The following is a 23,002-nucleotide window of genomic DNA, read 5'->3' as shown; positions in this document are numbered from 1 at the left end:
CGGCTACGGGTGCAGCTCGCGGACGTCGTCGTCCTTGACTTCCGCCTTGCGCGGAAAATCATCCGGCCAGGTCAGCGAGGTTTGGTCGACGAACAGCTCGAGAAGGGCATGCGCGCCTTCGGCAAAGCTCGAATCGTCGTGGAGGCCGAGTTCATAACACCAGGCGTGCCGCATCGGCTCGTGGGCGTCGCACACGGCCATCGCCGGTCCCCACCACCAGGCCGGTGCCGGCGAGCGTTCGTCCCCGGGCACGGCGTGCCACAGGACGAGCTCGTCCATCACGCGCTCGAATTGCAGGCTCGCGGCCTGATGCATTCGCTTTCGACTCCTTGCCGTACTCCCTCGCCGGCACCTGGAGGCAGGGCCGACGGGCAGACTCTGTTGTCGCTGAGAAATAGGCTCGCTCAATTCGAGGAGCCACGCGCCGCGCTACCAGCGTCGGCCATAGGGGAAATGCGCGGGCGGCCTGGAAACTTGCCGGCGCCGTCGACCATAACCTCTTTAGCCCCTCAAGTCCCCGGCAGCAAGGCGCCGGCGACCGCAGCGTCCAGATTAGCGCGGCTTGAGCGGATGCGCCGTCTGGTGCCAGGCCCAGGCGGTGCGGATGACCGTAGGCAAGTCGGAATGGCGCGGCACGAAGTTCAGCACCTTTCGCGCAGCAGAAGGATCCGCGACGAGATAGGTGGGATCGCCGGCGCGGCGCGGCTTGACGGTATGCGGCACCTCGCGCCCGGTCTCCCGCCGGATCGCGGTGAGGATCTCGCGCACTGAAAAGCCGGAGCCGCTTCCGAGATTGAAGCTGCCGCCGGAGTGTCCTTCCTCCAGAAGCCTCAGCGCCGCGAGATGCGCCGCCGCGAGATCGGTAACATGGATGTAGTCGCGGATCGCGGTGCCGTCGGGCGTGTCGTAGTCTTCGCCGAATACGGCAAAGTCGACATGGCCCTGCAGCGCCATCATGGCGCGCGGAATGAGATGGGTTTCGTTGTCACGCAACTCGCCGATACCGCCGGCCGCATCGGCGCCGCTGGCGTTGAAATAGCGCAGGCAGAACGCGCCGAAGCCATAGGCCGCGCGATAGTCGGCGAGCATGCGCTCGATCATCCATTTCGACGCCCCGTAGGGATTGATCGGCGCGCAGGGGAAGTCTTCCGGCAACTCCTTGGAATCGGCGTTGCCGTAGACGGCGCCGGTCGAGGAAAACACGATGCGCCGGCAGCCGGCGTTCCGCATCGCCTGCAACAGCGATAGCGTGCCCTGGACGTTGTTGATGTAGTACTTCTGCGGGTCGGTCATGGACTCGCCGACGAGACTGGCCGCCGCGAAATGCATCACCGCGGTGACCTTGTGATCGGCGAAGGCGCGTGCCAGCGCCGCGCCGTCGAGCAGATCACCCGTCACCAGAGGACCGGTAACGAAGCTGCGATGACCCGTCGAGAGATTGTCATAAACGACGGGCTGATAGCCGGCCGCGGTCAGTGCGCGGCAGGCGTGCGAGCCAATATAGCCCGCGCCTCCGGTGACGAGGACAGTCGGTCGGTCGGTCATGTCGTATTCTACGCTTCTCTCAGCGATTGAAGGGCCGTTTGCGGCTGAAGAGAAGATAGAGCGCGCGGGGGTTGGTGGTCAAATAGCGCCAGAACAGGCGGCGTGGCTCGAGCAAGGTCCGCCAAGCCCATTCGAGCCCGATCTTCTGCATCCATTGCGGCGCGCGGGACCGGCTGCCCGACAAGAAGTTGAACAGGCCGCCGGATGTCTTGATGACGCCGACATTGGTCAGATGCGGGGTGAATTCCTCAACGAATGCCTGCTCGTTGGGCACGCCGAACGCGACCCACAGATAATCCGGCGCAAGCGCGTTGATCTCCTGGACTTTCGCGCGCAGCGCCTCGCCACGGAGATAGCCGTGGCTGTGTCCGACGATCTTGAGGTCCGGATACAGGCGGCGAACGTTCTCGACCGCCGCGGCGTTCTCGGCCTCGCTGGCGCCGAACATGTAGAAGGTGCGGCCCAGCGCTTCCGCCTTGCGCGCGACGACGTGGAACAAGTCCGTGGTCGCGACGCGCTCCGGCAGCGGGAACCAGGATTGCAGTTTGGAGGCCGCCACCAGCGGCTGGCCGTCGGCGTTGATCAGGTCGGCGGCACGGAACAGGCGCTCGGTCTGCGGCTCTGTCGAGCAGCGTGCCAGAACCTCGCCATTGGCCGAAGTCAGGAACAGCGGGCGGCCGATGCGATGGCGCGGATCAGTCGCCTCGATCATGAAATCGGCGGTCGCTTCCAGGTCGAGCGCGGCCATGCGAAGGCCACCGACGGTGATCCGGGGGACGTCGACGGTTGCGGCCCGGCCGTCCAGATTGACGCGGCGCTCAAGCATATTGTCTGCCTCGCTGGCGCGCTTGGGTTGCAGGGGTGAGCTCGTCGAGGACGACACCGACGAGCTTGCGCTCGGCGCGGCCGAGCGTGCTCAGGATCTCTTCGAGGCCGTCGTTGATGTCGAGGCTGGTCGGCAGCACGGCCACCAGAGCGTCGGCGTCATCGAGCAGCTTGCGGCCGCCGGCCGCGAGCGGCGTCACGGGGCCATCGAGGACCACCAGGTCGTAACCGCCGGCGGAGCGCGCCTGTTCAATGGCCTTGCGAATGGCGTCTGCGGCCTTGCCGGCATCGCCCCCGGCGGCCGGCAATACCGAGATGCCGTTGACCGTCTTGATTTCGCGCGCGGCGTTGCTGCCGATCGAAAGCCAGCCGAGCTTGCTCGCCTCGCTCTTGCCGGGACGGTTGACCTTGTTCGAGAGCGAATGTGCCTGATGGTCGGCATCGATCATCAGCACCCGGGCGCCGTCGCGCGCGGCCGCGAGCGCGAAATTCAGGGCAGTTACGCTGCGCCCGGTGGTCTCGCCGGCACCGACCAGCGCGATGACCGGCATCACCTTGCCGCCGGTACGGCGTGCCACCGCGGCGCGCGTGTCGCGCCAGGCGTTGAGCAGCGTCGTCAGCGGAAAGCCGGGGCGCAGTGTCGGCCAGCCCAGCCGGGTGAGATCGACGCCGCTGCCGGTGGCGAGAATAGCGCCGAGCGTGTGGATGACGTCGGCTTCCTGAAGGCGCGCGATCAGCGGCTTTTCGATCAACGGCTTTTCGACCATGGCGGGCTGCAGCGATGGCGCGGCAACTTCCGGCAGAGACCGTGCAACTTCGGGGGCTCGCGAAACCGGTTGGGGCTGAGCAATCTCCGGAGCCCGCGGAGGCTCTGGCGCTCGGGGAGTCTGCGGCGCCAGCGTGCGCTCACGGCGGGCCGGTGCGGGCGCCGGCGTGATCACACCGGTCGACAGCAGCTCGGCGGCAACGAACCAGCCTGCGGCGGCGAGCGCGCCGACGATGAAGCCGATCATGGCGAACATGCTCATCGCCGGCGGGAAGGAGCGCCGCTGCGGCACGGTGGCTTCGCCGATGATTCGGGCTGCCGAGGTATTGAGCGTTTCCTGCTCCTCGGTCTCGCGCGAGCGCTTGAGGAAGGATTGATAGACGTCGCGGCTGGCATCGGCCTCACGCTCGAGCTCGCGCAGGCGAACGGCGGCCTGGCTGAGCTGGACGCTCTGCCGTTTCTGCGCTTCGAGCGCCCGGTTGAGCGAGGCTTCAAAGTCGCGGGCGCGCGTCAAATCGTTCTTGGCGGACTGGGCGAAGCGGTCGATCTCTTCATTGATGGTGCGCTTGAGATCCTCGACCTGCTTCTCGGTCTGGCGCAGCGCCGGATGGCGCGGGCCGAGCTCGCCGGCCTGCTCCGCATATTTCTTGCGTGCGTCGGCATATTGCGCGCGCAAATTCGCGATGGTCGGCGATTGCAGCGCCTCGGTGTTGGCGCCCGCATCCGCCGTTGTGCGCCGGCTGGCCTCGATCTGGTCGAGCCGCGCCTGCGCATCCATCGTCGCCGCGCGGGCGGCGGAAAGCCGCTGGTTGCTGGCGGAGAGCTGCTGGTCGCTGATCAGGGCGTCCTGGGTGCCGACGAAATTGTTCTGGGCCTTGTAGGTGGCGAGCGCGGTCTCGGCGTTGCGCAGCCGCTCGCGCAGCTCCTTCAGGCGACCGGAGAGATCGTTGGTGGCGCGCCGTGCGGCCGAAGCCTGCGAGTTGCGGGACTCCGCGAGGTAAGCGGTGGTCAGCGTGTTGGCGAGCATCGCCGCTTTCGCCGGATCGGTCGACCAGACCTCGATGTCGACGATGAAGCTCTTTTCAGTCTTGCGGATGGTGATGTGCCGGTTCAGCGCCTCGAGGGCCGCGAGCTGCACTTCCTTCTTCTCAGCAGTGGAGGGCGCGGGAGGCTGAAGGCCGATCAGGCCGAGCAGCGAGGACATCAGGCTCTTGGCGTCGCCGCCGCCGCCGAATTCCGGATCCTTGTCGAGGTTGGCCTGCTGGATCACCTGGAGCAGCACGCTGTTCGACGTGATCAGGCGCGCCTGGCTCTCCACCACCATGGACATGCCGGAGACGTCCTGCGCGCGGGGCGTGAGCTCGCGATCGACGAGCTGAAGCTCGCGCGGATCGACATAGAGCTGGGCGGTGGCGGTGTAGCGGGGCGCCAGGCTCTTGCCCGCGGTGACGGCAAGCGTGGCACCGAGCAGCGCGGCAGCGGCAATCGCGATCTTCCGCCGCCACAGTAAATTGACGAGCTCCAGCACGTTGAAGCCGGCCTGAGGCCGTTGTTGAGGGGCCTCCGGTCTGGCCCGATCTATCGGCTGGTTGTAGTCAAGCATAATCCCCAGCTTTCATTCCAACTGTCGCGTGCTGAGGGGTTACTCTTCGCTCTACGCCACGCACCTCAGATATAGGTGCCCAATCAACGCAACAGGGAAAATTAACCATACTCATTGAGGGACTATTCACCGAAATGGCAAACAAAGCGTTTAAGCGCATGCCACTCTTCGACGCGTCGCAGTGAGGCTGAGGTCCCTCAGAAATTAACGGTTCGTTACCGCGCGCAGCGCGGCCGCGAGGCTTCGCTCGACTTGCGATCGGCCGCACGTGCACCATGGCGGTCAGCTTTTTCGCAGGATGACGTGATAGTCGCCGCGGCGGACGTCGGTCCCGCGCGGAAATACGGCGTTCAGCGCGGCGGCGCCGGCGTCGACCAGGGCTGCGACCAGCGGCTTGCGCCGGCGCATCTCGGGATAACGCGGGCTCTCGACCTCACGGCAGTAGATCATATCGAGGCCGTTGGCCGCGGCGAACGCTTCGAGCCTCGGCAGCGTCACCAGGGGATGGAAGAAGGTCGGGAACGGCGGCTCGCCCGGCTGGCCCGCATCCTTGATTCCGCGGATGTGCCGGTAGAACCAGACGTGGAACCAGTGCGGCGAATATTTGGTGACGACGCCGGACAGCGAGCGCGGATTGGGCGCGCCGATCAGGATCATCCCGCCGCGCTTGAGCGCATCGCGAAAATTCAGGAGCGCGGCGTCGACATGGGGCAGATGCTCGATCACGTTGTAGCAGATCACCAGATCGAAGGTTTCGTGCCCGAAGCGGTAGGTCTGGACGTCGCCGAGGATTGCTTCGTCCGCGTAGGTATTGTTGCGGACCTGGTCCTCGTCGATGTCGACGACGGTGACCTTGCTGCGGCCCGGCAATTCCGGCGGCAAAACGCTGCATGAGCCGCCGCCGGCTTCATAGATGGCGAGCGGACCCTGCGGCAGTTCGCGGCGCAGTACGTCATGGACGGCGAGCAGGCTGTCGCGGGCTTCGCCGGGGACCAGATCGTGCAGCGCCTGGGTGGGGGCAGTCGCCGCGGGGACTAGAATCGCCGCGGCTGTCGCGAAATCGATCGTGGCTGGCTTGTTCATTTTTCTCTGACCGCGCTTGTTCGACTCAAATTTACAGGAAAAATCGCGCATGCTCGAAGAGCAAATCTGATGCCGCGGCTCGTCACCGGTCGCGGTGCTTACGCTTGGGTTAATGCGCACAGGCGTTAACTACGGCATCGTTCATGTCGGGCCGTGGCTGGCGCAATGGACTGCGAATTGCACTATCACATGCGGAAGGTTTCGCAGGAGAAACGCGGGAAAGCGGTTAAGCGCGTGTGTGCGGGGAGATCGGCTTCTTGGCGCCGCTTTGGGCCCCGGGCCTGCCGTTCATCTTGGGACGCATCTGTCCCGCCGTAATGTGCCGACGCAGGACAGTGCCGATTCCTGCATGATCGTAGCAGGGCTTTTTCAATCTATCTCGGACATCTAGAGCGTCATGACATTGATCCCGACAGACCTGTCCGCCGCGCGCATCTCGGATGCCGTGCGCGATCCCAACCGGGAGATCGCGGCGAGCTCCCGCATTATCGACCTGTCGGTCGGCATCGTCGTCTGCATCCCCTGCTTCCGCCGCCCCCAGCATCTGCGGCTGACGCTGGACTCGCTCGCCGGCCAGCGTACCTCGCGCTCCTTCGCCGTCGTCATGGTCGAGAACGACGCGGCAGGGCGCGAAAGCGCACCGGTTGCTGCGGAGTATCTCGCCGACGGCAGGCTGCAGGGCGTTTGTCTGGTCGAGAAACGACAGGGCAATTGCCAGGCGATCAACGCTGCGTTCGAGACGGCGCTGGCGCTGTTTCCCGCCGCGACCCGCTTCCTGATGATCGACGACGACGAGATCGCGTCGCCCGATTGGCTGGAGCTGATGGTTCGCACCGCGGAGGCGACCGGCGCCGATGTGGTCGGCGGGCCGGTGCTGCCGGTCTTCGAGGACGACAGCAAGCCCTGGCTTGCTGATCATCCCGCCTTCCGTCCTGCCTATGATTACAGCGGCGCGGTGCCGCTGATCTATGGCTGCGGCAATTGCCTGATTACGCGCGCGGCGTTCGAGCTGTTCGACCGTCCGGCTTTCGACCTCCGCTTCAACTTTCTCGGCGGTGGCGACTGCGATTTCTTCGTGCGATGCCGCGATGCCGGCATGACGTTCCACTGGACGGCGGGGGCAGTCATCACCGAGACGGTGCCGCAAAGCCGCACCAAGTTCAGCTGGATCGCCAAGCGCGGCTTGCGCATCGGTGCGATCAACTATCGTGTGCAGTCCAAGGCCGCACAGAGCGTTGGCGCGCGGGCGCGGGTGTTTGCGCAGATGCTCGGACGATTGCCGCTGTCACTGGTTCGCTCGGCTCGCCTGCTTCCGACAACGAGGGCCGTCGTTGCCATGCACCCCGCGCTGGTGGCGCTAGGCTCCATGCTTGCGGCGTTCGGCATCGAGCCAAAGCCTTATGAGGCCTCGAAGATCGTGTCCTAGATGCCAAAGCAGGCGAGAGCGATCCTGACGGCGGCGCGCGGCAGCGATTTGAGGGAGCGGCGGCCGACCATCCCGAGATAGGCGAAGGCTTGGCGATATCTGCCGAAGCGGACCGCTTGCATCGCCGAATAAGTGACGAGATGGACCTCGGCGGCCCGGCGCAGCCCGGCTGCCATCCCCGCGGGTAGTCTCGCCATGATCAGACCGTCGTCGAACACCCGCGCGATCGCCGGGAAGAAATCCTGCGGCGTGCGCACTGCTGCGTTCATGGTGTTGGCGGTGTGCAGGCGGTAGTCGAGCAGAAGGTTTGGCGCAAATTCGAACTCGCCGATCGCGGCAAGACGGCACCAGCAGTGCCAGTCCTCGCAATATCTGAGCGAGACGTCGAAGCCGCCGATGGCGCGGAAAGCCTCTGCACGTGCGAGCGCAATGCCGCCATTGACGATGAAATTGCCGGCCGCGAGCCGCGTCAGCACGTCGCCGGACGGTTTGCGGCGTCCTTTCAAGAGGGCGCGGCGGCCGATCTGCCGTCCCTCGCTGTCGATGGTGTTGTAGTCACCGTAGACGAGAACCGCGCGCGGAGCACCACGCGCGGCCGCCAGCAGCGCTGCGACCGCGCCGGGCCGCAGGCGATCGTCGGCATCGAGGAAGAGCAGCCATTGGCCGCCCGCATGCTGCGCCCCGAGATTGCGCGCAGCCGATACGCCGGCGGAATCATTGGTCATCAGGCGCAGCCGCGGGTCACGAATGGCGCGGACGATGGCTGTGGTGTCGTCGGTCGAGCCGTCGTCCACGACGATCACTTCGGTGACTTCGGCTTGCGCCAGTGCGCTGGCGAGGGTTTCGCCGACATAGGCCGCGACGTTCTTGGCCGGAATGACGACGGACACCGATGTGGTCGAGCCGACCCGCAGCGGGACGCGCGCCGCCGGAGCGACGCGTGACGTGGCCGGCAAATCGAGAATTTCTTCGGCGGTAATCAAGCTACGGCTCGCCTTTAAGGGTCTGTTAACCAGCGCGCATCTGCGAATTGGCAATGCGACCGATCGCAACCTTGGCCGCCGCGCATGATACTCGCATCACGCTCAAATCGTTGCCGCGAAGGCCGGGGCGGCGGCGGTTTCGTAGAATAGCGTTAAGCCGGCGGCATTAAGCCTGTGGCAAATTTGGAAGAGTGCGACTGCCGGTCCCGTGCGAGAATGCGGACCGGATTGCCGCGGATGGATCCAGTGCCCGCAAAGAGACTCGACTACGACCCCGACGACATCGTCCTCAACCTGTTCTACGAGGACAAGGACGATCGCTGGTTTCCCGGCGACCGGCATCTGCGGCGCATGGCGCGCCGCATGCTGCTCGGCGAGCCGCGCATGAGCGGGCAGCTCCGCGTGTTCCTCAATCTCTGTGCGGGGCTCGACCGGCTCGGCATCCGCTACCGCGTCAACGATTATGGCTACATCGCGCAGCATCCGCGCGAACTCGCCTGCATCATCGGCCGCACCTTCCTGCTCGACAAGTTTGCGTGGAAGAATCCCATCCTGCTCGGCGTCGCCGCGCATAATCATCCGCTCGACGACCCTGATCTGTTCAAGCGCCTGCCGGTGAAGAAGGTCGTGGTGCCCGGCCCGTGGTATGTCGACATGTACCGGCCGTACTGGCCCGACACGGAGGCCTGGCCGGTCGGCATCGACACGGATCTGTGGGCGCCGTCGCCGACGCCGCAAAAGAGCGTTGACGTCCTCATCTACGACAAGGTCCACTGGGATCGCGAGCGCTATGCGTCGGAGCTGATCGAGCCCGTCCGCGCCCGGCTCACCAGGGAGGGCCACTCGTTCACGGAACTGCGTTACGGCAGCTACAAGGAAGAAGACTATCAGGCCGCGCTCGCGCGTTCGCGCGCGATGATCTTCCTGTGCCAGAACGAGAGCCAGGGCATCGCCTATCAGCAAGCTTTGTCCTGCGGCGTACCGGTGCTCGCCTGGGATCCCGGCGGCCCCTGGCGGGACCCTGATTATTATCCGCACCGCGTCCAGTTCGCGCCGGTGTCGTCGGTGCCGTATTGGGACGAGCGCTGCGGCGCGAAGTTCGTCGACATCAAGGGCTTCGAGGCCGGGTGGGACGATTTCTGGGCAGGGTGCGCCGCTGATAGGTTCGATCCCCGCGGCTTCGTCCTGGACAATCTGACGCTGGAACAGCGGGCGCTGCAATATTACGAGATCGCGCGGAGCATCGTGCGGCAGCAGGCGGTGCCGCGGACCTCCGGTGTAAGGATTGACGGATACTTGACAGGGATCGGCTAAGACCAGTGGCTTCCCCGGCTTCACCATCTGCCTTGAGCCATGGATCGCAGCGCGCCGACATGAGTGACGTCGACGCCCGATCGTTCAGCCGCGCCCTGCACGATGGACTGGCGGGGCTGAATGCCGTGCGGGTGGCGCGTTGCCTCGTCGCGATTGCGGCGTTGCTGCTGGTGCTGATCACGCTCGATCCATTTCAGGACCTGCGCAGCGCGGATGTCACCACCGTCGTCGGCGGGCGAATGGCGCTCACCTATGTCGCCTGGGGCCTGCTGGCTGCGGTCGCTGTGCTGTTTGTCGCCACGACCGATGCGCCCGCGCTGAAGAGCCTGGTGACGCCGCTGCATCTCTGTTTGGTCGGCTGGCTGTTGTTCAACATCGTCTTCTCCGAGAACCGCGGCGTTTCGATCCAGCGCTTCGTGCTTACGGCCAGCGTGATGTCGCTCGCCGTCCTGTTGCCATTGCTGCCGCCGACCCAGCGGAGCTTCAATCTGTGCCTCGGTTGTGCGGCGCTCGTACTGCTCGCGCTCTGTTATCTCGGCGTCTTCCTCGCGCCGCAATATGCGATGCACACCGCACTCGACGTCACCGAGCCGCAACTGGCCGGCGACTGGCGCGGCAGCTTTGGCCACAAGAACATCGCCTCGCCCGTGATGACCATCCTGGTCTATGTCGGCATTTACCTGTCCGCCGTCGGCTCGTTCGTGATGGGCCCGGCGATCGCAGCACTTGCCGGCATTTTCCTGATCTTCACCGGCGGCAAGACGTCGTCGGTGCTGTGCCTTGCGATCTACGCGCTCGCCTCGCTGGTCTGCGTCACGCCAAGCCTGTGGCTGAAGCGGATCATCTGCTTCGTGCCGCTGATCGTGATGAATCTGCTGACGGTCGGCAGCGTCTTGAGCCCGGCGCTCGGGGCGATGACGCGGCTGCTCCCGCTCGACCCCACCTTCACCGGCCGCTCCGCCATCTGGGAGTTCGCGCTCGCAGCCGTCGCCGAAAAGCCGATCATCGGCCACGGCTATGCGGCCTTCTGGGACGACGTGACCGCGCGGCAGACCACCCAGGGCGCCGAATGGGCGACGACCGCCGCGCACAGTCACAACAGCTACCTTGACCTCGCCGTCACTATCGGCCTGCCGGGACTGTTGCTGGTCATCCTTGTCTTCGTGCTCGCGCCGCTTGGAAATTTCCAGTCGGCCCGGACTCACAACCGCAGTGGTGCGCTGGCAAAGTTGTTCCTGACCGTGTGGCTGTTCGGCCTGTATTACGGGGCCACCGAGACCTTCCTGCTCGAACGGCAGAATCCGATCTGGTTCATGTTCGCTCTCGCCGTGGCCGGCCTGCACTTCCTGGCAAGGTTCCAATGCGTCGAGCAGATGCAACCGGGGCGTCCTCGCGGATGACGTTCCTCAGCGTCCAGCAACCAGATGGCCTTGTCTCCAGGACGTCAGGAATCGCGGTCGAGTTCGTGCGTGACTGGCGACAGGCCGCATCGCGCTTGAACGCAGGCCATCGCACCGCGTTCCAGCATGGTTACTGGCTCAGCGCCTGGTACGAGGCGTTCCACCATCTCGCGCCGCTGATTGCATTGATCTCCGATGCCGCGACCGGCAAGGACATCGCGGTGGTGCCGATGATCAGCCACCTCAGGCGCGGCGTCCGCATCGTCGAATTCGCCGATTTAGGCGTCTCCGACAACAACGCGCCGATCCTGGCCCTCGATGGCGCGCTGGACGCGGCGGCGACCGATACGATCGGCAAGGCGTTGATCGACGCCTTGCGCGCCTTGCCCGACCGCTTCGATCTGCTGCGTCTGAAGAAGATGCCGGCCCATGTCGGCGGCAATCCGAACCCGCTGGTGTCGCTCGGCCGGATCGGATCCTGCTCGCTCAACGGCAATCTCGTGCTGACGGGCGACGATTATGAAGGCTACCAGGCCTCGATCAAACGTATGCAGATGCCGCGCTGCTGGCGTGTGTTCAGCCGTCATGCCGGCGCGCGGTTCGAGATCGCCACCGGTGTCGCGCGTGCGCGCGAGCTGCTGGATGTCATGGATGTCCAGCAGCAGGCGCGCATGCGGAAGCTCGGCTCGCGCTTCGTCCTCAATGACGAATCCCATGCGCAGTTCTATCGCGAGGTCGCCCGCCAGGGTGTCACGGACGGTTACGCCGTCATCTCGGCGCTGGTGTGCGACGAGGGCGTCGTTGCCACCACGCTCGGCGTCAGGCATGGCGCGACCTATTTCCTCCTGCGCATCAGCCACGCCGGGGATTCATGGTCCAGCTGCTCGCCGGGGCTGCTCGTGACCGAGCGCACCATGGCGGCACTGCATGCAAAGGGCGTTCGCCGTTTCGACCTCAGCATCGGCAACCAGGACTACAAGCGCCGTTTTGGCGCCGAGCCCGTGCCGCTGACCGATGCCAGCGTCGCGCTGTCCTGGCGCGGCATGCCATTCGCATGGCGCGACCACGCCGCGCAGGGCCTGCGCCGCCACCCCAGGCTTGCCGCTCTCGCGGCGCAGGCGTTGGGCAAAGGGGCGCGCTGAAAAATAGCCCCCTCGCGTCAGCCATGTGGCTCAGCCATGCAGCTTCCTGGCCGTCTCTGCGATCTGGCGGCCCTGATAGCGCGCGCCTTCAAGCTCGTTGACGCTGGGCTGGCGGCTGCCGTCGCCGCCGGTGATCGTGGTCGCGCCGTAGGGCGCGCCGCCGGTGACCTCGTCGAGCTTCATCTGGCCGGCGAAGCCGTAGTTCAACCCGACGATGGTCATGCCGAAATGCAGCAGGTTGGTGATGATCGAGAACAACGTCGTCTCCTGGCCGCCATGCTGGGTCGCGGTCGCGGTGAAGGCGCCGCCGACCTTGCCGTGCAGCGCGCCCTTGGCCCAGAGCCCGCCGGCCTGGTCGAGGAAGTTCGCCATCTGCGAGGCCATGCGGCCGAAGCGGGTGCCGGTACCGACGATGATCGCGTCGTAGTTGGCGAGATCCTCGATCTTGGCGATGGGTGCGGCCTGATCGACCTTGTAATAGGACGCCTTGGCGACCTCGGCCGGCACCAGTTCGGGCACGCGCTTGATGTCGACGGTGGCGCCGGCGGCGCGCGCGCCTTCGGCGACGGCATTGGCCATCGCTTCGATGTGGCCATACGCGGAATAATAGAGGACGAGAACTTTGGTCATGATGGTCTCCGTTGAATGATGAGTTGAGTTATTCCGTGTGAGCGTCGTTACGCCGCGTCGACGAGCACGAGCTCTGTGTCTTCCAGAGCCGTGATCTTCAGCCTGTCCTCGTCGCGGATCGCGGCGCCGTCACGGGCATTGACGCGCACGCCGTTGATCTCCACTGAGCCCGCCGCGGGCACGAGGTAGAGGTGCCGCGATTTCTGCGGCTCGTACTCTGCGCTCTCCCCGGCCTTCAGCGTGGTGGCGAGCACCCGCGCATCGGCGCGGATCGGCAGCGCGTCCGTGTCGCTGGCGTCGCCGCTGGCGATGATGACGAGCTTGCCCGAGCGATCCGCCTTGGGGAACGGCTTCGAGCCCCAGGTAGGTTGACCGCCGCGCGCGGTCGGCTCGATCCAGATCTGGAAGATCCGGGTCTTGTTTGGCTCCAGATTGTACTCGGAGTGGCGAATGCCGCTGCCGGCGCTCATCACCTGCACGTCGCCCGCCTCGGTGCGGCCCTCGTTGCCGAGGCTGTCCTGATGGGTGATCGCGCCCTCGCGCACATAGGTGATGATTTCCATGTTGGCGTGGGGATGAGCGGGGAAGCCGGTGTTCGGCGCGATCTCGTCGTCGTTCCACACCCGTAGGGCGCCGTGACCCATGTTGTCGGGGTCATAGTGGCTTCCGAAGGAGAAATGATGCTTGGCGTTGAGCCAGCCGTGATCGGCGCCGCCGAGCTTTGCGAAAGGTCTGAGTTCGATCATCTGCGTAATTCCTTGTTGGAACGGTCGGCGTCTTGATCAGGCGCCGAAACCGCCATCGACGTTGAGCACGGTGCCCGTGACGAAGGAGGCTTCCGGGCTTGCGAGGAAGACGACGCCGGCTGCGACTTCCTCGGGGCGGCCGAAGCGCTGCAGCGCGTGCTGCTTGCGCTGGGTCTCGGCGAACTCGCCGCCGTCCTTCGGATTCATGTCGGTGTCGATCGAGCCGGGCTGCACCACGTTCACGGTGATGCCGCGCGGGCCGAGGTCGCGCGCCGCGCCCTTGGTGTAACCGACGACGGCCGCCTTGGTGGCGACGTAGTCGGCAAGGCCCGGGAACGAGGCGCGGTCGGCCAGCATGGAGCCGACGGTGACGATGCGACCGCCTTCGCCCATCAATTGCGAGGCGGCGCGGATCGCCGCGATCACGCCATGCACGTTGATCGCATCCTGGCGAGTCAGGGCTTCCGTGTCGGCCTTGGCGTCGTCGATCGCGCCGCCTGCGGCGACACCGGCGTTGTTGACGAGGATGTCGAGATGGCCGAATTCCTTCGCGACGTCGTTGACGAGCTGCGTCACGTCCTTTGCGGAGGCCTGGTCCGCCTTGAAGGCGCGTGCCTTGACGCCCCTGGCTTTCAGTTCGGCGACGACCGCTTCGGCCTTCTCGGGCGAGGCGACATAGCTGATGGCGACATCCGCGCCTTCATCGGCGAGAGCGCGGGCAGAGGCCGCGCCGATGCCGCGGGACCCGCCGGTGACGAGGGCAACCTTGCCTGAGAGCTTCTTGGTCATTGGATTTCTCCATTCCGTAGGTTTGCGATTGACCCTTGGATAAGCCTCCGCCTGTGGTATAGAAATAGAAACTGTTGAAACGAATTGTTTCTTAAATCGACCTGTTGGGCGGCACCCATGGCAAAACTCCCCGATTTCGAGGCGCTCGCGATTTTCGCAAAAGTCGTGGAATTGCGGTCGTTTGCGGCCGCCGCCGGCGAGCTCCTGATGTCGAAGGCGACGGTGTCCAAGGCGGTGACCCGGCTGGAGGAGCGGCTTGGCGCCCGGCTGTTCAACCGCACCTCGCGCCGGCTCGCGCTGACCGACGCCGGCCACAAGCTCGCGGAGCGGGCGACGCGCCTGTTGAGCGATGGAGAGGCGGCGGAGAACGAGGCGCTGGCGCAATCGGTGGCGCCGCGCGGGCTGGTGCGGCTCGCCGTGCCCATGACGTTCGGGGTCAAGGCGGTGGCGCCGCTATTGCCGGAGTTCTTCGAAGCCTATCCTGAAGTGTCCGTCGATCTGCATTTGAGCGATGCGACCATCGACCTGATCGGCGAGGGCTTTGACATGGCGGTGCGGATCGCGCGGCTGCCGGACTCCTCGCTGATCGCGCGGCGGCTCTTCACCATGCCGCGCTTCACGGTGGCCGCGCCGTCCTACCTCAAACAACATGGACGGCCGACGCATCCGATGCATCTGGCCGAGCATAAATGCTTCAGCTACGCCTATCTCTCGACGCCCAATGTCTGGCACTACACCAATTCCGCCGGCGAGCAGGCCAGCGTGCGCCCGGGCGGACAACTTCGCGTCAACAACGGCGAAGCATTGATGCCGGCGCTGATCGCCGGCCTCGGCATCGCCGAGCTGCCCGAATTCATTGTCGGAGAGGCGATCTCGTCAGGCGAGGTCGAAGTCATCCTGAAAGACTGGAAGCAGGCCGAAGGCGCCGTGCATCTGGTGACGCCACCCGGCGGCCCGCGCCCCGCCCGCGTCGAGGCGCTCGGCGATTTTCTCGCGGCGAAGCTGCCGGGCACATGCAAGCGGCGGGCAAAGAAGAGCGAGCGAACAGCGTAGGTGCCGTAGGGTGGGCAAAGCGAAGCGTGCCCACCAATTCATGGGGGGATCGCAAGTGCCTCAGTATCGCCGAGCTCAAGGCAACATGTTCTTCTTCACCGTCGTGCTAGCCGATCGGTCAAGTACGTTACTCGTCGACCAGGTTGATCGTCTACGCCAGATTTACCGAACGGTCGTGCAACGCCGGCCGTTCGAGACCGTCGCGATTTGTATCTTGCCTGACCACCTCCATGCGATCTGGGCGTTGCCTGAGGATGACGCAGACTTTTCGTCGCGATGGAATCTGATCAAGGGCAACTTTTCGCGACGGCTGGAGGTTGGCGAACGTTCAATGAGTAAATCGATAAAGCGAGAGAAGGGCATCTGGCAACGCCGCTTCTGGGAGCACGCAATTCGCGACGATGCTGACTTGGAGCGGCACGTTGATTACATACACTTCAATCCTGTGAAGCATGGCCTCGTCACGCGTGTGTGCGATTGGTCCTTCAGCAGCTTCCATCGCTATGTTGATCAAGGCGCCCTTCCCGTGGATTGGGGAGGGGATGTGCATGACATCGCAGGGCACTTCGGCGAATGATTGGTGGGCACGGCGCTTTGCGCCTTTGCCCACCCTACGTCATATCGCCCAGTAGGACGACTAAGACACCTTCTCACCATTACGCGCGACCACGCGTAAGCTCGGCTTCAACGTCTCTTCGAGCTGCGTCTTCAATTCCTGAACGCGCGGGTCGCTCGAGCGTTTCGCGCAGACCGCGTATTGATGCACGGATCGCGCCAGGGCTTGGCGCGCTTCAGGCGTTCGCGTCACTTCAGGCTTTGAAAGCTGCAAGACGATGGCGGCGAGATTCACCAGCATGTCGTCCAACGCCACGTCAATGGTCCGAAGTCTGTTCATTGCTCCACTCCCGGGGAGGCAACGGTTGGTCCAAAAGGGCGTTCCTGGCCGGGCGGAGCATGGTTAATGCCTGGTAAATGCCGTCGCGCGGCTTGTTCTTGCCGGTCGCCACGTTAGGCTAGGAGCGAAACAAGAAAAATCGAGGAGGGGGCCTGCCATGGATCGTCGCGACGTCTTGCGCGCCGCTGCAGCATTGCCGTTGTTGCCGGTGTTGTCGGGCCCGGCCTTCGCGCAAGCCTATCCGGTGCGCAACATCACCATGATCGTGCCGTTTCCGGCCGGCGGCCAGGCCGATCTCGCGGCGCGCCCGGTGGCAATGGCGTTGGAGCGGATCCTCGGCAAGCCCGTGATCGTCGACAACCGCGCCGGAGGTGGCGGCGGATCGGTCGGCAATGCCGCAGCCGCACGCGCCGAGCCCGACGGCTATACGCTGCTGATGACGCTGTCCTCGCTTGCCGTGCTCCCTGAGGCCGACCGGCTGTTCGACCGTCCGGTCGCCTATGAGGTCTCGCAGTTCATGCCGATCGCGCGGGTGCTGGCCGATCCCACGCTGCTGGCGGTGCCGGCCTCGGCGCCGTGGAAGACGGCGCAGGATTTCGTCGAGGATGCGAAGAAGCGACCGGGCCAGATCACTTACGGCTCGTCCGGTCCTTACGGGACTCTGCATGTTGCGATGGAGATGTTCGCGAGCAACGCCGATATCAAATTGCTGCATGTTCCGTTTCGCGGCGCAGGTCCCGCGCTGACCGCGCTGCTCAGCGGCACCGTGCAGGCGATCGCTGCGGCGCCGGGCACGCTGAAGCCGCAGGTCGACGACGGCAAGCTGCGGGTGCTCGGCAATAGCGGCGCGAAGCGCATCGCGAGCTTCCCCGACGTGCCGACCTTCCAGGAGCTCGGCTACAAGGATGTCGAGATGTACATCTGGGCCGGGCTCTTCGCGCAGAGCTCACTTCCTGCGCCGATCGCCAGTCGCCTGCGCGAAGCCATGGCGCAGGTGATGGCGAGTCCGGACGTGCTCAAGGCCTTCGAGACCTCGGGCAGTCTCGTCGCCTATCAGGACGCGCCGGCGTTCGCCGAGTTCGTGGCGACCGACAGCGCACGGCTGATTGCGGCGGTGAAGAAGATCGGCAAGGTCGAGTAGGTTCCTGCCGCATCTTCACATTTTTTTGTTGGTTCAGAACCTCCCCGTGTCTCATTCATTGACGAGAATTCGAGAGACTCGAGAAGGATCTGGACATGCGGACAGAGCGGATTGCGCTGGGTATAGCGCTCGCGATCGGCGGCATCGTTGCACAGAGTGCTGCGTCCGCCGAGGAATATCGCGGAACCATGGAACAGCAGATGGCCTGCACGCCGGACGTATGGCGGCTGTGCAGCGACCAGATTCCGGACGTGAGCCGCATCACGGCGTGTCTACAACAGAAAACGCCGCAACTCTCGAGCGGTTGCCGTGCGGTGTTCCAATCCAACAATCAGATGCCGCCACAGCAGCAGGTTCCGCGGAATCGCGTTGCGCCCCCGCCGCGCTACAACGCTGCGCCGGCGCAGCCGCGGCCATACGATGAGGATGATTAGCCGCCGGGAGGCTTGATCTCGCAGACGTCGACCCATTCAGCCGCCGTCAGCTCGGCCATCCGCTCGGGCGTGATGCGCACCGCGCTGTGGGTCGAGCCCGCGGCTGGCACCACGACGTCAAAGGCCTTGAGCGAGACGTCGCAATAGACTGGCAACGGCGCTTTCAGCCCGAACGGGCAGACGCCGCCGACCTCGTGGCCGGTGATCTCCGCGACCTCTTCCAGCCCCAGCATCTTCGGCTTGCCGCCGAACGCAGCCTTCACCTTCTTGTTGTCCATGCGTGAGGTGCCGGCCGCGACGATCAGGATCACGCGCTCGCCGATGCGCAGCGACAGCGTCTTGGCGATGCGTCCCGGCTCGACGCCATAGGCTTCGGCGGCCAGCGGCACGGTCGCGGAGCTGATGGGGGATTCGATGACTGATATCTCGGGGGCTTTTTCAGCGAAGAAATCGCGAACGGATTGAAGGCTCATTCAGGTCGGCTCATTCCAGAATTATCGGCGGGCGGCGATTCTTGGGCAATCCTTGGCAGCTCGGAAAGCGCGCGGACGCGGTGGTCCGGCGCAAAGCCGAGCTCGTCCATCTGGGTGCGGATCGCCTTGAACATCGTCAGCGGTGCCACGAGTTCGTTCTCGACGCAAGCCAGTGCCATCGCCTCGGGCGTCACCCGTTCGATCCAGGCGACGTTGAGCCCGAACGCTTTCGCGCCCGCCACGTCCCAGGGATTGGAGGAGACGAACAGCACCTCGCTCGGCTCCGTGCCGAGCACCTCCCCGATCAGCTCATAGGCTTGCGGGCTCGGCTTGAAGATCTGCTTCGCATCGACGCTGATAGTGGCATCGAGCAGGCGGTCGAGGCCGGAATTGCGCACCAGCGCGTTCAGCATGTCCGGGCTGCCGTTGGAAAGGATGGCGAGTTTTCGCGGCCTCAAGGCTTCAAGGGCTGCGACCGCGTCCGGATAGAGATCGAGATGCAAATATTTCTCGATCACCCGCTCGAACGTCTCGCTGTCGTAAGCGAGCCCGAGCACGCGCAACGTATAGGCAAGCGAGTCGCGCGTGACGGCGGCAAAATCCTGGTAACGCCGCATCAGCGAGCGCAACCAGGTGTATTCGAGCTGCTTGATGCGCCAGATCTGCGTGACGATCTCGCCATAGCCCGGAAACGCATCCTCGGTGATGTCAGCCACCGACTGGATGTCGTAGAGCGTTCCGTAGGCGTCGAAGACGATGGCTTTCAGACTCAATTGACCAGTCCTCCGGATCGCTGCGGGCGTATGGACTATATCCGGCGCAGCGATATCGATCCAAGACGGAAACGCGAATTGGGGCCTTGGCTTCTAGAACTTTACGACGATCTTGCCGAAATGTGAGCCGGTCCGGAGGTGGGCATACGCTTCGGGGACCTCGTCGAAGCCATAGATCCGATCGACGATCGGGTGGATCGCATGTTCGGTCAGGAAGCCGTTCATCGCGGCAAAGTGCTCCACTGATCCGACGGTGACACCGATGATGTCGGCATTCTCCCACTGAAGGCGCGCGAGGTCGGGCTTCGGGCCGAACCCTGTCAGAACACCAATCTGAACGATCTTGCCGCCCGACGCGACCGAGCGCAGCGACCGGTCATAGGTGCCGGGCCCGCCGAGTTCGAGGATATGACTGGCGCCTGCGCCATCCGTCGCTTTCATCAGGGCGACGTCCCAGTCGGGCGTGTCGCGATAGTTGATGAGGATGGAGCCACCCAGCGCCTTCGCGCGGGCGAGCTTTGCGTCCGAGGAGGAGATCACGATCGCGCGCGCGCCCAGTGCTGCTGCGAACTGAAGGCCAAACAGCGCGACGCCACCTGTTCCCTGGACCAGCAGCGTGTCGCCTTTGGCCATCCCGCCGCGCGCGATGAGGCCATGGAAAGCGGTGACGCCGGCACAGGGCAAGGTCGCGGCTTCGATCGAGGACAAATGCGCCGGCACGGGAACGAGCGCATGTGCCGGCAGCACGACATACTCTGCCAGCATTCCGTCCATGGTGTTGCCACCGAGGGATGACTGAACATAGCTGGACTTGAACGGCCCCGAGATCCAATCGCGAAAGAACGACGCAACAACGCGGTCTCCGGGACGCCATTGCAGGACGCCGGAACCGATGGCGTCAACGACGCCCGCGCCGTCGGAGAGCGGAACGCGGCCATTGAGCTTGTTCTGGTCTGCGCGATCGAGGATCAGGAGGTCGCGGTAGTTCAGACTGACCGCTTCGACCCGGATGCGGACCTCGCCACTGGCGGGTTCGGGTTTGCTGAGGTCGGCTCGCACAAGGCGGCCAGCACCGGCATGGCTGTTCAGATGGTAGGCTTTCATCTTTGCTCCCTCTCGAGCGGCATTCACTTGGATGAGCAGAGTCTGTAAGGTCTGACAGCGCTGTAAGGGTCAAGAGGTTTTCAGATGAAAATTGGCGAGCTCTCCAGGCGGACGGGCGTCAGCGTTCGAATGCTGCGCTACTACGAAGGCGAAGGGTTGCTGGCGCCGTCGCGGACCGAGGCCGGTTACCGCGACTACGGGTCGGAGGAAGAGCAAACCGTGCGACGGATCAAGATGCTTGGCGCAGCCGGGATGACGCTCGAAACGATCCAGCGCTTACTGCCGTGCGTGCGCAACAACGATCCGGCGTTCACGCCGTGCAACGAGCTGCGAAGAATACTCGCCCAGCAGGTCGGCCTGATCGACGAGCGCATCGAGACGCTCAGCCAAAGCCGCACGATTCTGGCGGGCTATCTGGCAAGCGTGAACTGATCGGACGCAACGCGTCCATCAGCCTATCGCCCTTTTGCATTCCAGGCCTCGCGCTCGGCGAAGACGCGGCTGACATCCGCCATATGCTCCGTGCCCCACGAGCAGAGCGGCACCAGCGCCTGGGCCAGGCTGTGGCCCAAGGGGGTGAGACTGTAGTCCACCCGCGGAGGCACTTCCTTGTAGTCGGTCCGCTTCACGAGACCGTCGGCCTCCAGCTCCTTGAGCTGCTGGATCAGCATCTTGTCGCTGACGTCGCGCACGGCGCGCCGGAGCTCGCCGTACCGGGTCGGCCCATCCTGGGCGACGAAGTAGAGGATCAGCGGCTTCCACTTGCCGGCGATGACCCGCAAGGTCGCATCCAGACCGCATGTAAAACCGGGCAAAGTCGGCGTGCAGCTCCGGACCGGTGGTGAAGACGGCGCAGGTGTGAAGGTTGGCTCTGAGAGATCTGTCGACATTTTTTGGGTACTTACCAAAAGGTGCATACTTGTCGATAAGTGGGCACGCCGCCAGCTCAGTGCAACCCTAGTGAAGGAGCACATCATGAGCAGACTAAAAGGCAAGACGGCAGTGGTGACGGGCGGTGGAACCGGCATCGGATTTGGAGCGGCCAAACGGTTCATCGACGAAGGCGCGTTCGTCTACCTCTTCGGGCGGCGGCAGGAGCCGCTCGACGCGGCCGTTGCAAAACTCGGTCCCTCGGCGCGCGCCATCAGGGGCTCGGTGACGGATCTGTCCGACCTCGACGGGCTGTACGCGGCGGTGAAGGCCGAACGCGGCGGGCTGGACATCCTGTTCGCCAATGCTGGCACCGGGTTGTTCGCGCCGCTCGGCGAGATCACGGTCGAGCACTACGATCACATCTTCGACGTCAATGTGAAAGGACTGGTGTTTTCGGTGCAGAAGGCCCTGCCACTGATGAAGCAGGGGTCGTCGATCATCCTGACCGGTTCGAGCACGGGCGTGATGGGGACGCCGCAGTTCAGCATCTACAGCGCGACCAAGGCCGCGGTCCGCAATCTGGCGCGGAGCTGGGCGCAGGACCTGCGCGGCACGGGCATCCGTGTCAACGTACTGTCTCCGGGGCCGACCAAGACGGAGCTGGCGCTGGAGATTGTCGGCGAGGAAGCCTTTGATGCGCTCGGAAGCATGACGCCCATCGGGCGCGTCGGCGACCCGAGCGAGACAGGGGCGGTGGCCGCTTTCCTAGCGTCGTCAGACAGCAGCTTCATGACCGGCGGTGAGGTTTTTGTCGATGGAGGCCTTGCGCAGGTCTGAGGGCATGAGCGTCTGAGCGTGAGGGCTTCGGTCACCGGGACCGAAGCCCTCAACGCGCTGACGAGTACGCGCTTAGATCCCGAGAAGCTTGCGCGCGTTCGCCTTCAGCACCTTCGGCCGGATCTCGTCGCGGATCTCGATCTTGGCGAAATCCGACAGCCAGCGGTCCGGGGTGATCACCGGCCAGTCCGAGCCGAACAGCATCTTGTCCTGCAGGATCGAGTTGATGTAGCGCACCAAAATCGGCGGGAAATATTTCGGCGACCAGCCGGAGAGGTCGATATAGACGTTCGGCTTGTGGGTCGCGACCGACAGCGCCTCTTCCTGCCAGGGGAAGGAGGGATGGGCGAGGATGATCTTGAGGTCGGGGAAGTCTGCCGCGACGTCGTCCATGTACATCGGGTTGGAATATTTCAGCCGCATGCCCATGCCGCCGGGCATGCCGGAGCCGACGCCGGTCTGGCCGGTGTGGAACAGCGCGATCGCGCCGCCATTGTTGATCTCTTCGTAGAGCGGATAGGCCATGCGGTCGTTGGCGTAGAAGCCCTGCATGGTCGGATGGAATTTGAAGCCGCGCACACCGTATTCCTCGATCAGCTTGCGCGCCTCGCGCACCCCAAGCTTGCCCTTGTGCGGATCGATCGAGACGAAGGGAATGAGGACGTCGAGATGGTCGGAGGCGATCTCCAGCATCTCCTCATTCTTGTAGCGGCGGAAGCCGGTCTCGCGCTCGGCATCGACCGGAAAGATCACCGCGGCGATGTTCTTGGAGCGGTAATAGGCCGCGGTCTCCGGCACGGTTGGCGGATGCTTGTGCGGCGACTTGAAATAGTCCGCCATCTGCGCCTGGAAATCGTCATAGCCGTCGTCGGGATGGGTGCCGCAGGGCTCCTCGGCGTGAGTATGGATGTCGATGGCGACGACGTCGTCGATGTTGGGCAGCTTCAGCTTCGGCATGGGTGTCCTCCCGACGGGTTGCCGAATTGATTATATGATATAACGAAATTGGCAAGGCGTCGCCGGAGGCAAAGTCGCAGCCCGCAAAAGTCTTTGCGACGGTTGGCCGAAACCGGATAGATTGGACCGAACCGGTCCTTTCTACTTTGCATGGGGTTGTTTTCGAGAATTTGCTGGCTGGGAACGGGCCAGTTAACATTGACATCACCT

Annotated in this window: 25 protein-coding genes; 10 read left to right on the top strand and 15 right to left on the bottom strand. The window is 64.5% G+C overall.

Translation table 11 applies throughout. The features are described from left to right. Positions 1-3: 3 nt before the first annotated feature. The 5 genes from IVB31_RS14190 to IVB31_RS14170 all read right to left on the bottom strand — a co-directional run bounded on the left by IVB31_RS14190 (position 4) and on the right by IVB31_RS14170 (position 5,822). Entirely contained in the window at positions 4-315 is a 312-nt protein-coding gene (locus IVB31_RS14190) for a hypothetical protein (protein WP_247323114.1), read from the bottom strand. Between the two features lie 237 nt (positions 316-552). Continuing rightward, positions 553-1,545: a UDP-glucose 4-epimerase GalE gene (gene galE / locus IVB31_RS14185; protein ID WP_247323112.1), complete on the bottom strand. Its 993-nt coding sequence runs from the start codon at positions 1,543-1,545 to the stop codon at positions 553-555. Positions 1,546-1,564: 19 nt separating this feature from the next. Next, on the bottom strand, positions 1,565-2,371 hold the full coding sequence (locus IVB31_RS14180; protein WP_247323111.1) for a WecB/TagA/CpsF family glycosyltransferase: 807 nt from the start codon (positions 2,369-2,371) through the stop codon (positions 1,565-1,567). Further along, entirely contained in the window at positions 2,364-4,739 is a 2,376-nt protein-coding gene (locus IVB31_RS14175; protein ID WP_247323109.1) for a Wzz/FepE/Etk N-terminal domain-containing protein, read from the bottom strand. The genes IVB31_RS14180 and IVB31_RS14175 overlap by 8 nt, the downstream gene beginning before the upstream one ends. A gap of 282 nt (positions 4,740-5,021) precedes the next feature. Beyond that, a complete protein-coding gene (locus tag IVB31_RS14170; RefSeq protein WP_247323108.1) occupies positions 5,022-5,822 on the bottom strand; it encodes a class I SAM-dependent methyltransferase in 801 nt (266 codons plus the stop codon). 397 nt (positions 5,823-6,219) lie between these two features. On the opposite strand from IVB31_RS14170, the gene IVB31_RS14165 reads away from it, so the two are divergent. Beyond that, a complete protein-coding gene (locus IVB31_RS14165) occupies positions 6,220-7,248 on the top strand; it encodes a glycosyltransferase (RefSeq protein ID WP_247323105.1) in 1,029 nt (342 codons plus the stop codon). Here IVB31_RS14165 and IVB31_RS14160 read toward each other — a convergent pair. Further along, complete coding sequence (locus IVB31_RS14160; RefSeq protein WP_247323104.1) at positions 7,245-8,231, bottom strand: glycosyltransferase; 987 nt, start codon at positions 8,229-8,231, stop codon at positions 7,245-7,247. The genes IVB31_RS14165 and IVB31_RS14160 overlap by 4 nt on opposite strands. Before the next feature lie 246 nt (positions 8,232-8,477). Here IVB31_RS14160 and IVB31_RS14155 point away from each other — a divergent pair, with 246 nt between their 5' ends. Genes IVB31_RS14155 through IVB31_RS14145 form a run of 3 tightly spaced genes read left to right on the top strand, consistent with a single transcriptional unit; the run spans position 8,478 to position 12,087 of the window. Further along, positions 8,478-9,545, top strand: coding sequence for a glycosyltransferase family 1 protein (locus IVB31_RS14155; RefSeq protein WP_247323103.1), 1,068 nt, complete (start codon positions 8,478-8,480; stop codon positions 9,543-9,545). A 59-nt stretch (positions 9,546-9,604) separates the two neighbouring features. After that, on the top strand, positions 9,605-10,945 hold the full coding sequence (locus IVB31_RS14150) for an O-antigen ligase (protein ID WP_247323101.1): 1,341 nt from the start codon (positions 9,605-9,607) through the stop codon (positions 10,943-10,945). Then, positions 10,942-12,087 (top strand): GNAT family N-acetyltransferase, encoded by a 1,146-nt coding sequence (locus IVB31_RS14145; RefSeq protein ID WP_247323100.1) that lies wholly within the window; start codon positions 10,942-10,944, stop codon positions 12,085-12,087. Before IVB31_RS14150 ends, IVB31_RS14145 begins: the two co-directional genes overlap by 4 nt. Before the next feature lie 30 nt (positions 12,088-12,117). On the opposite strand, the gene wrbA is transcribed toward IVB31_RS14145, so the two are convergent. The 3 genes from wrbA to IVB31_RS14130 are packed head-to-tail and all read right to left on the bottom strand — an operon-like array spanning position 12,118 to position 14,252. Next, positions 12,118-12,717 (bottom strand): NAD(P)H:quinone oxidoreductase, encoded by a 600-nt coding sequence (wrbA, locus tag IVB31_RS14140; RefSeq protein ID WP_247323097.1) that lies wholly within the window; start codon positions 12,715-12,717, stop codon positions 12,118-12,120. A 47-nt stretch (positions 12,718-12,764) separates the two neighbouring features. Next, positions 12,765-13,463 (bottom strand): pirin family protein, encoded by a 699-nt coding sequence (locus IVB31_RS14135; protein WP_247323096.1) that lies wholly within the window; start codon positions 13,461-13,463, stop codon positions 12,765-12,767. A 36-nt stretch (positions 13,464-13,499) separates the two neighbouring features. Further along, on the bottom strand, positions 13,500-14,252 hold the full coding sequence (locus IVB31_RS14130) for an SDR family oxidoreductase (RefSeq protein WP_247323095.1): 753 nt from the start codon (positions 14,250-14,252) through the stop codon (positions 13,500-13,502). 117 nt (positions 14,253-14,369) lie between these two features. On the opposite strand from IVB31_RS14130, the gene IVB31_RS14125 reads away from it, so the two are divergent. Together IVB31_RS14125 and IVB31_RS14120 are read left to right on the top strand one after the other, a co-directional pair. Further along, positions 14,370-15,305 (top strand): LysR family transcriptional regulator, encoded by a 936-nt coding sequence (locus IVB31_RS14125; RefSeq protein ID WP_247323094.1) that lies wholly within the window; start codon positions 14,370-14,372, stop codon positions 15,303-15,305. 85 nt (positions 15,306-15,390) lie between these two features. Further along, positions 15,391-15,882, top strand: a complete 492-nt coding sequence (locus IVB31_RS14120; protein WP_249803252.1) for a transposase — start codon at positions 15,391-15,393, stop codon at positions 15,880-15,882. 60 nt (positions 15,883-15,942) lie between these two features. On the opposite strand, the gene IVB31_RS14115 is transcribed toward IVB31_RS14120, so the two are convergent. After that, a complete protein-coding gene (locus IVB31_RS14115; RefSeq protein ID WP_247323093.1) occupies positions 15,943-16,200 on the bottom strand; it encodes a hypothetical protein in 258 nt (85 codons plus the stop codon). A 157-nt stretch (positions 16,201-16,357) separates the two neighbouring features. On the opposite strand from IVB31_RS14115, the gene IVB31_RS14110 reads away from it, so the two are divergent. Both IVB31_RS14110 and IVB31_RS14105 read left to right on the top strand, forming a co-directional pair. Continuing rightward, positions 16,358-17,341 carry a tripartite tricarboxylate transporter substrate binding protein gene (locus IVB31_RS14110; RefSeq protein ID WP_247323092.1) on the top strand — a complete coding sequence of 328 codons (984 nt, stop codon included), beginning with the start codon at positions 16,358-16,360 and terminating at the stop codon, positions 17,339-17,341. 95 nt (positions 17,342-17,436) lie between these two features. Further along, the gene (locus tag IVB31_RS14105; protein ID WP_247323091.1) at positions 17,437-17,775 is read left to right on the top strand and encodes a hypothetical protein; all 339 of its coding nucleotides are present in this window, start codon (positions 17,437-17,439) and stop codon (positions 17,773-17,775) included. On the opposite strand, the gene IVB31_RS14100 is transcribed toward IVB31_RS14105, so the two are convergent. The 3 genes from IVB31_RS14100 to IVB31_RS14090 all read right to left on the bottom strand — a co-directional run bounded on the left by IVB31_RS14100 (position 17,772) and on the right by IVB31_RS14090 (position 20,125). Then, positions 17,772-18,248 (bottom strand): YbaK/EbsC family protein, encoded by a 477-nt coding sequence (locus IVB31_RS14100; RefSeq protein ID WP_247323090.1) that lies wholly within the window; start codon positions 18,246-18,248, stop codon positions 17,772-17,774. The two genes, IVB31_RS14105 and IVB31_RS14100, sit on opposite strands and share 4 nt — an antisense overlap. Next, entirely contained in the window at positions 18,245-19,021 is a 777-nt protein-coding gene (locus IVB31_RS14095; RefSeq protein ID WP_247323089.1) for a haloacid dehalogenase type II, read from the bottom strand. Before IVB31_RS14095 ends, IVB31_RS14100 begins: the two co-directional genes overlap by 4 nt. Before the next feature lie 93 nt (positions 19,022-19,114). Further along, the gene (locus IVB31_RS14090) at positions 19,115-20,125 is read right to left on the bottom strand and encodes an NAD(P)-dependent alcohol dehydrogenase (protein WP_247323088.1); all 1,011 of its coding nucleotides are present in this window, start codon (positions 20,123-20,125) and stop codon (positions 19,115-19,117) included. Positions 20,126-20,209: 84 nt separating this feature from the next. Here IVB31_RS14090 and IVB31_RS14085 point away from each other — a divergent pair, with 84 nt between their 5' ends. Beyond that, a complete protein-coding gene (locus IVB31_RS14085) occupies positions 20,210-20,557 on the top strand; it encodes a MerR family transcriptional regulator (protein WP_247323087.1) in 348 nt (115 codons plus the stop codon). A gap of 23 nt (positions 20,558-20,580) precedes the next feature. On the opposite strand, the gene IVB31_RS14080 is transcribed toward IVB31_RS14085, so the two are convergent. Then, on the bottom strand, positions 20,581-20,940 hold the full coding sequence (locus IVB31_RS14080; RefSeq protein ID WP_247323086.1) for a helix-turn-helix domain-containing protein: 360 nt from the start codon (positions 20,938-20,940) through the stop codon (positions 20,581-20,583). A 160-nt stretch (positions 20,941-21,100) separates the two neighbouring features. On the opposite strand from IVB31_RS14080, the gene IVB31_RS14075 reads away from it, so the two are divergent. Next, on the top strand, positions 21,101-21,835 hold the full coding sequence (locus IVB31_RS14075) for an SDR family oxidoreductase (RefSeq protein WP_247323689.1): 735 nt from the start codon (positions 21,101-21,103) through the stop codon (positions 21,833-21,835). A 72-nt stretch (positions 21,836-21,907) separates the two neighbouring features. Here the strand turns inward: IVB31_RS14075 and IVB31_RS14070 are convergent, their stop codons facing one another. After that, the gene (locus IVB31_RS14070; RefSeq protein WP_027565452.1) at positions 21,908-22,792 is read right to left on the bottom strand and encodes an amidohydrolase family protein; all 885 of its coding nucleotides are present in this window, start codon (positions 22,790-22,792) and stop codon (positions 21,908-21,910) included. Positions 22,793-23,002 lie beyond the last annotated feature (210 nt).

The organism is Bradyrhizobium sp. 21 (assembly GCF_023073335.1).
GTDB lineage: Bacteria > Pseudomonadota > Alphaproteobacteria > Rhizobiales > Xanthobacteraceae > Bradyrhizobium.
Note: the sequence above shows the minus strand (reverse complement) of the source record. Positions and strands in the feature narration are given on the sequence as shown.

Excerpts from the sequence above, each read along its gene's own strand:
- IVB31_RS14190 (WP_247323114.1), bottom strand. The coding sequence starts at position 315 with ATGCATCAGGCCGCGAGCCTGCAATTCGAGCGCGTGATGGACGAGCTC.
- galE (WP_247323112.1), bottom strand. The coding sequence starts at position 1,545 with ATGACCGACCGACCGACTGTCCTCGTCACCGGAGGCGCGGGCTATATT.
- IVB31_RS14180 (WP_247323111.1), bottom strand. The coding sequence starts at position 2,371 with ATGCTTGAGCGCCGCGTCAATCTGGACGGCCGGGCCGCAACCGTCGAC.
- IVB31_RS14175 (WP_247323109.1), bottom strand. The coding sequence starts at position 4,739 with ATGCTTGACTACAACCAGCCGATAGATCGGGCCAGACCGGAGGCCCCT.
- IVB31_RS14170 (WP_247323108.1), bottom strand. The coding sequence starts at position 5,822 with ATGAACAAGCCAGCCACGATCGATTTCGCGACAGCCGCGGCGATTCTA.
- IVB31_RS14165 (WP_247323105.1), top strand. The coding sequence starts at position 6,220 with ATGACATTGATCCCGACAGACCTGTCCGCCGCGCGCATCTCGGATGCC.
- IVB31_RS14150 (WP_247323101.1), top strand. The coding sequence starts at position 9,605 with ATGAGTGACGTCGACGCCCGATCGTTCAGCCGCGCCCTGCACGATGGA.
- IVB31_RS14145 (WP_247323100.1), top strand. The coding sequence starts at position 10,942 with ATGACGTTCCTCAGCGTCCAGCAACCAGATGGCCTTGTCTCCAGGACG.
- wrbA (WP_247323097.1), bottom strand. The coding sequence starts at position 12,717 with ATGACCAAAGTTCTCGTCCTCTATTATTCCGCGTATGGCCACATCGAA.
- IVB31_RS14135 (WP_247323096.1), bottom strand. The coding sequence starts at position 13,463 with ATGATCGAACTCAGACCTTTCGCAAAGCTCGGCGGCGCCGATCACGGC.
- IVB31_RS14130 (WP_247323095.1), bottom strand. The coding sequence starts at position 14,252 with ATGACCAAGAAGCTCTCAGGCAAGGTTGCCCTCGTCACCGGCGGGTCC.
- IVB31_RS14125 (WP_247323094.1), top strand. The coding sequence starts at position 14,370 with ATGGCAAAACTCCCCGATTTCGAGGCGCTCGCGATTTTCGCAAAAGTC.
- IVB31_RS14120 (WP_249803252.1), top strand. The coding sequence starts at position 15,391 with ATGTTCTTCTTCACCGTCGTGCTAGCCGATCGGTCAAGTACGTTACTC.
- IVB31_RS14115 (WP_247323093.1), bottom strand. The coding sequence starts at position 16,200 with ATGAACAGACTTCGGACCATTGACGTGGCGTTGGACGACATGCTGGTG.
- IVB31_RS14110 (WP_247323092.1), top strand. The coding sequence starts at position 16,358 with ATGGATCGTCGCGACGTCTTGCGCGCCGCTGCAGCATTGCCGTTGTTG.
- IVB31_RS14105 (WP_247323091.1), top strand. The coding sequence starts at position 17,437 with ATGCGGACAGAGCGGATTGCGCTGGGTATAGCGCTCGCGATCGGCGGC.
- IVB31_RS14100 (WP_247323090.1), bottom strand. The coding sequence starts at position 18,248 with ATGAGCCTTCAATCCGTTCGCGATTTCTTCGCTGAAAAAGCCCCCGAG.
- IVB31_RS14090 (WP_247323088.1), bottom strand. The coding sequence starts at position 20,125 with ATGAAAGCCTACCATCTGAACAGCCATGCCGGTGCTGGCCGCCTTGTG.
- IVB31_RS14085 (WP_247323087.1), top strand. The coding sequence starts at position 20,210 with ATGAAAATTGGCGAGCTCTCCAGGCGGACGGGCGTCAGCGTTCGAATG.
- IVB31_RS14075 (WP_247323689.1), top strand. The coding sequence starts at position 21,101 with ATGAGCAGACTAAAAGGCAAGACGGCAGTGGTGACGGGCGGTGGAACC.
- IVB31_RS14070 (WP_027565452.1), bottom strand. The coding sequence starts at position 22,792 with ATGCCGAAGCTGAAGCTGCCCAACATCGACGACGTCGTCGCCATCGAC.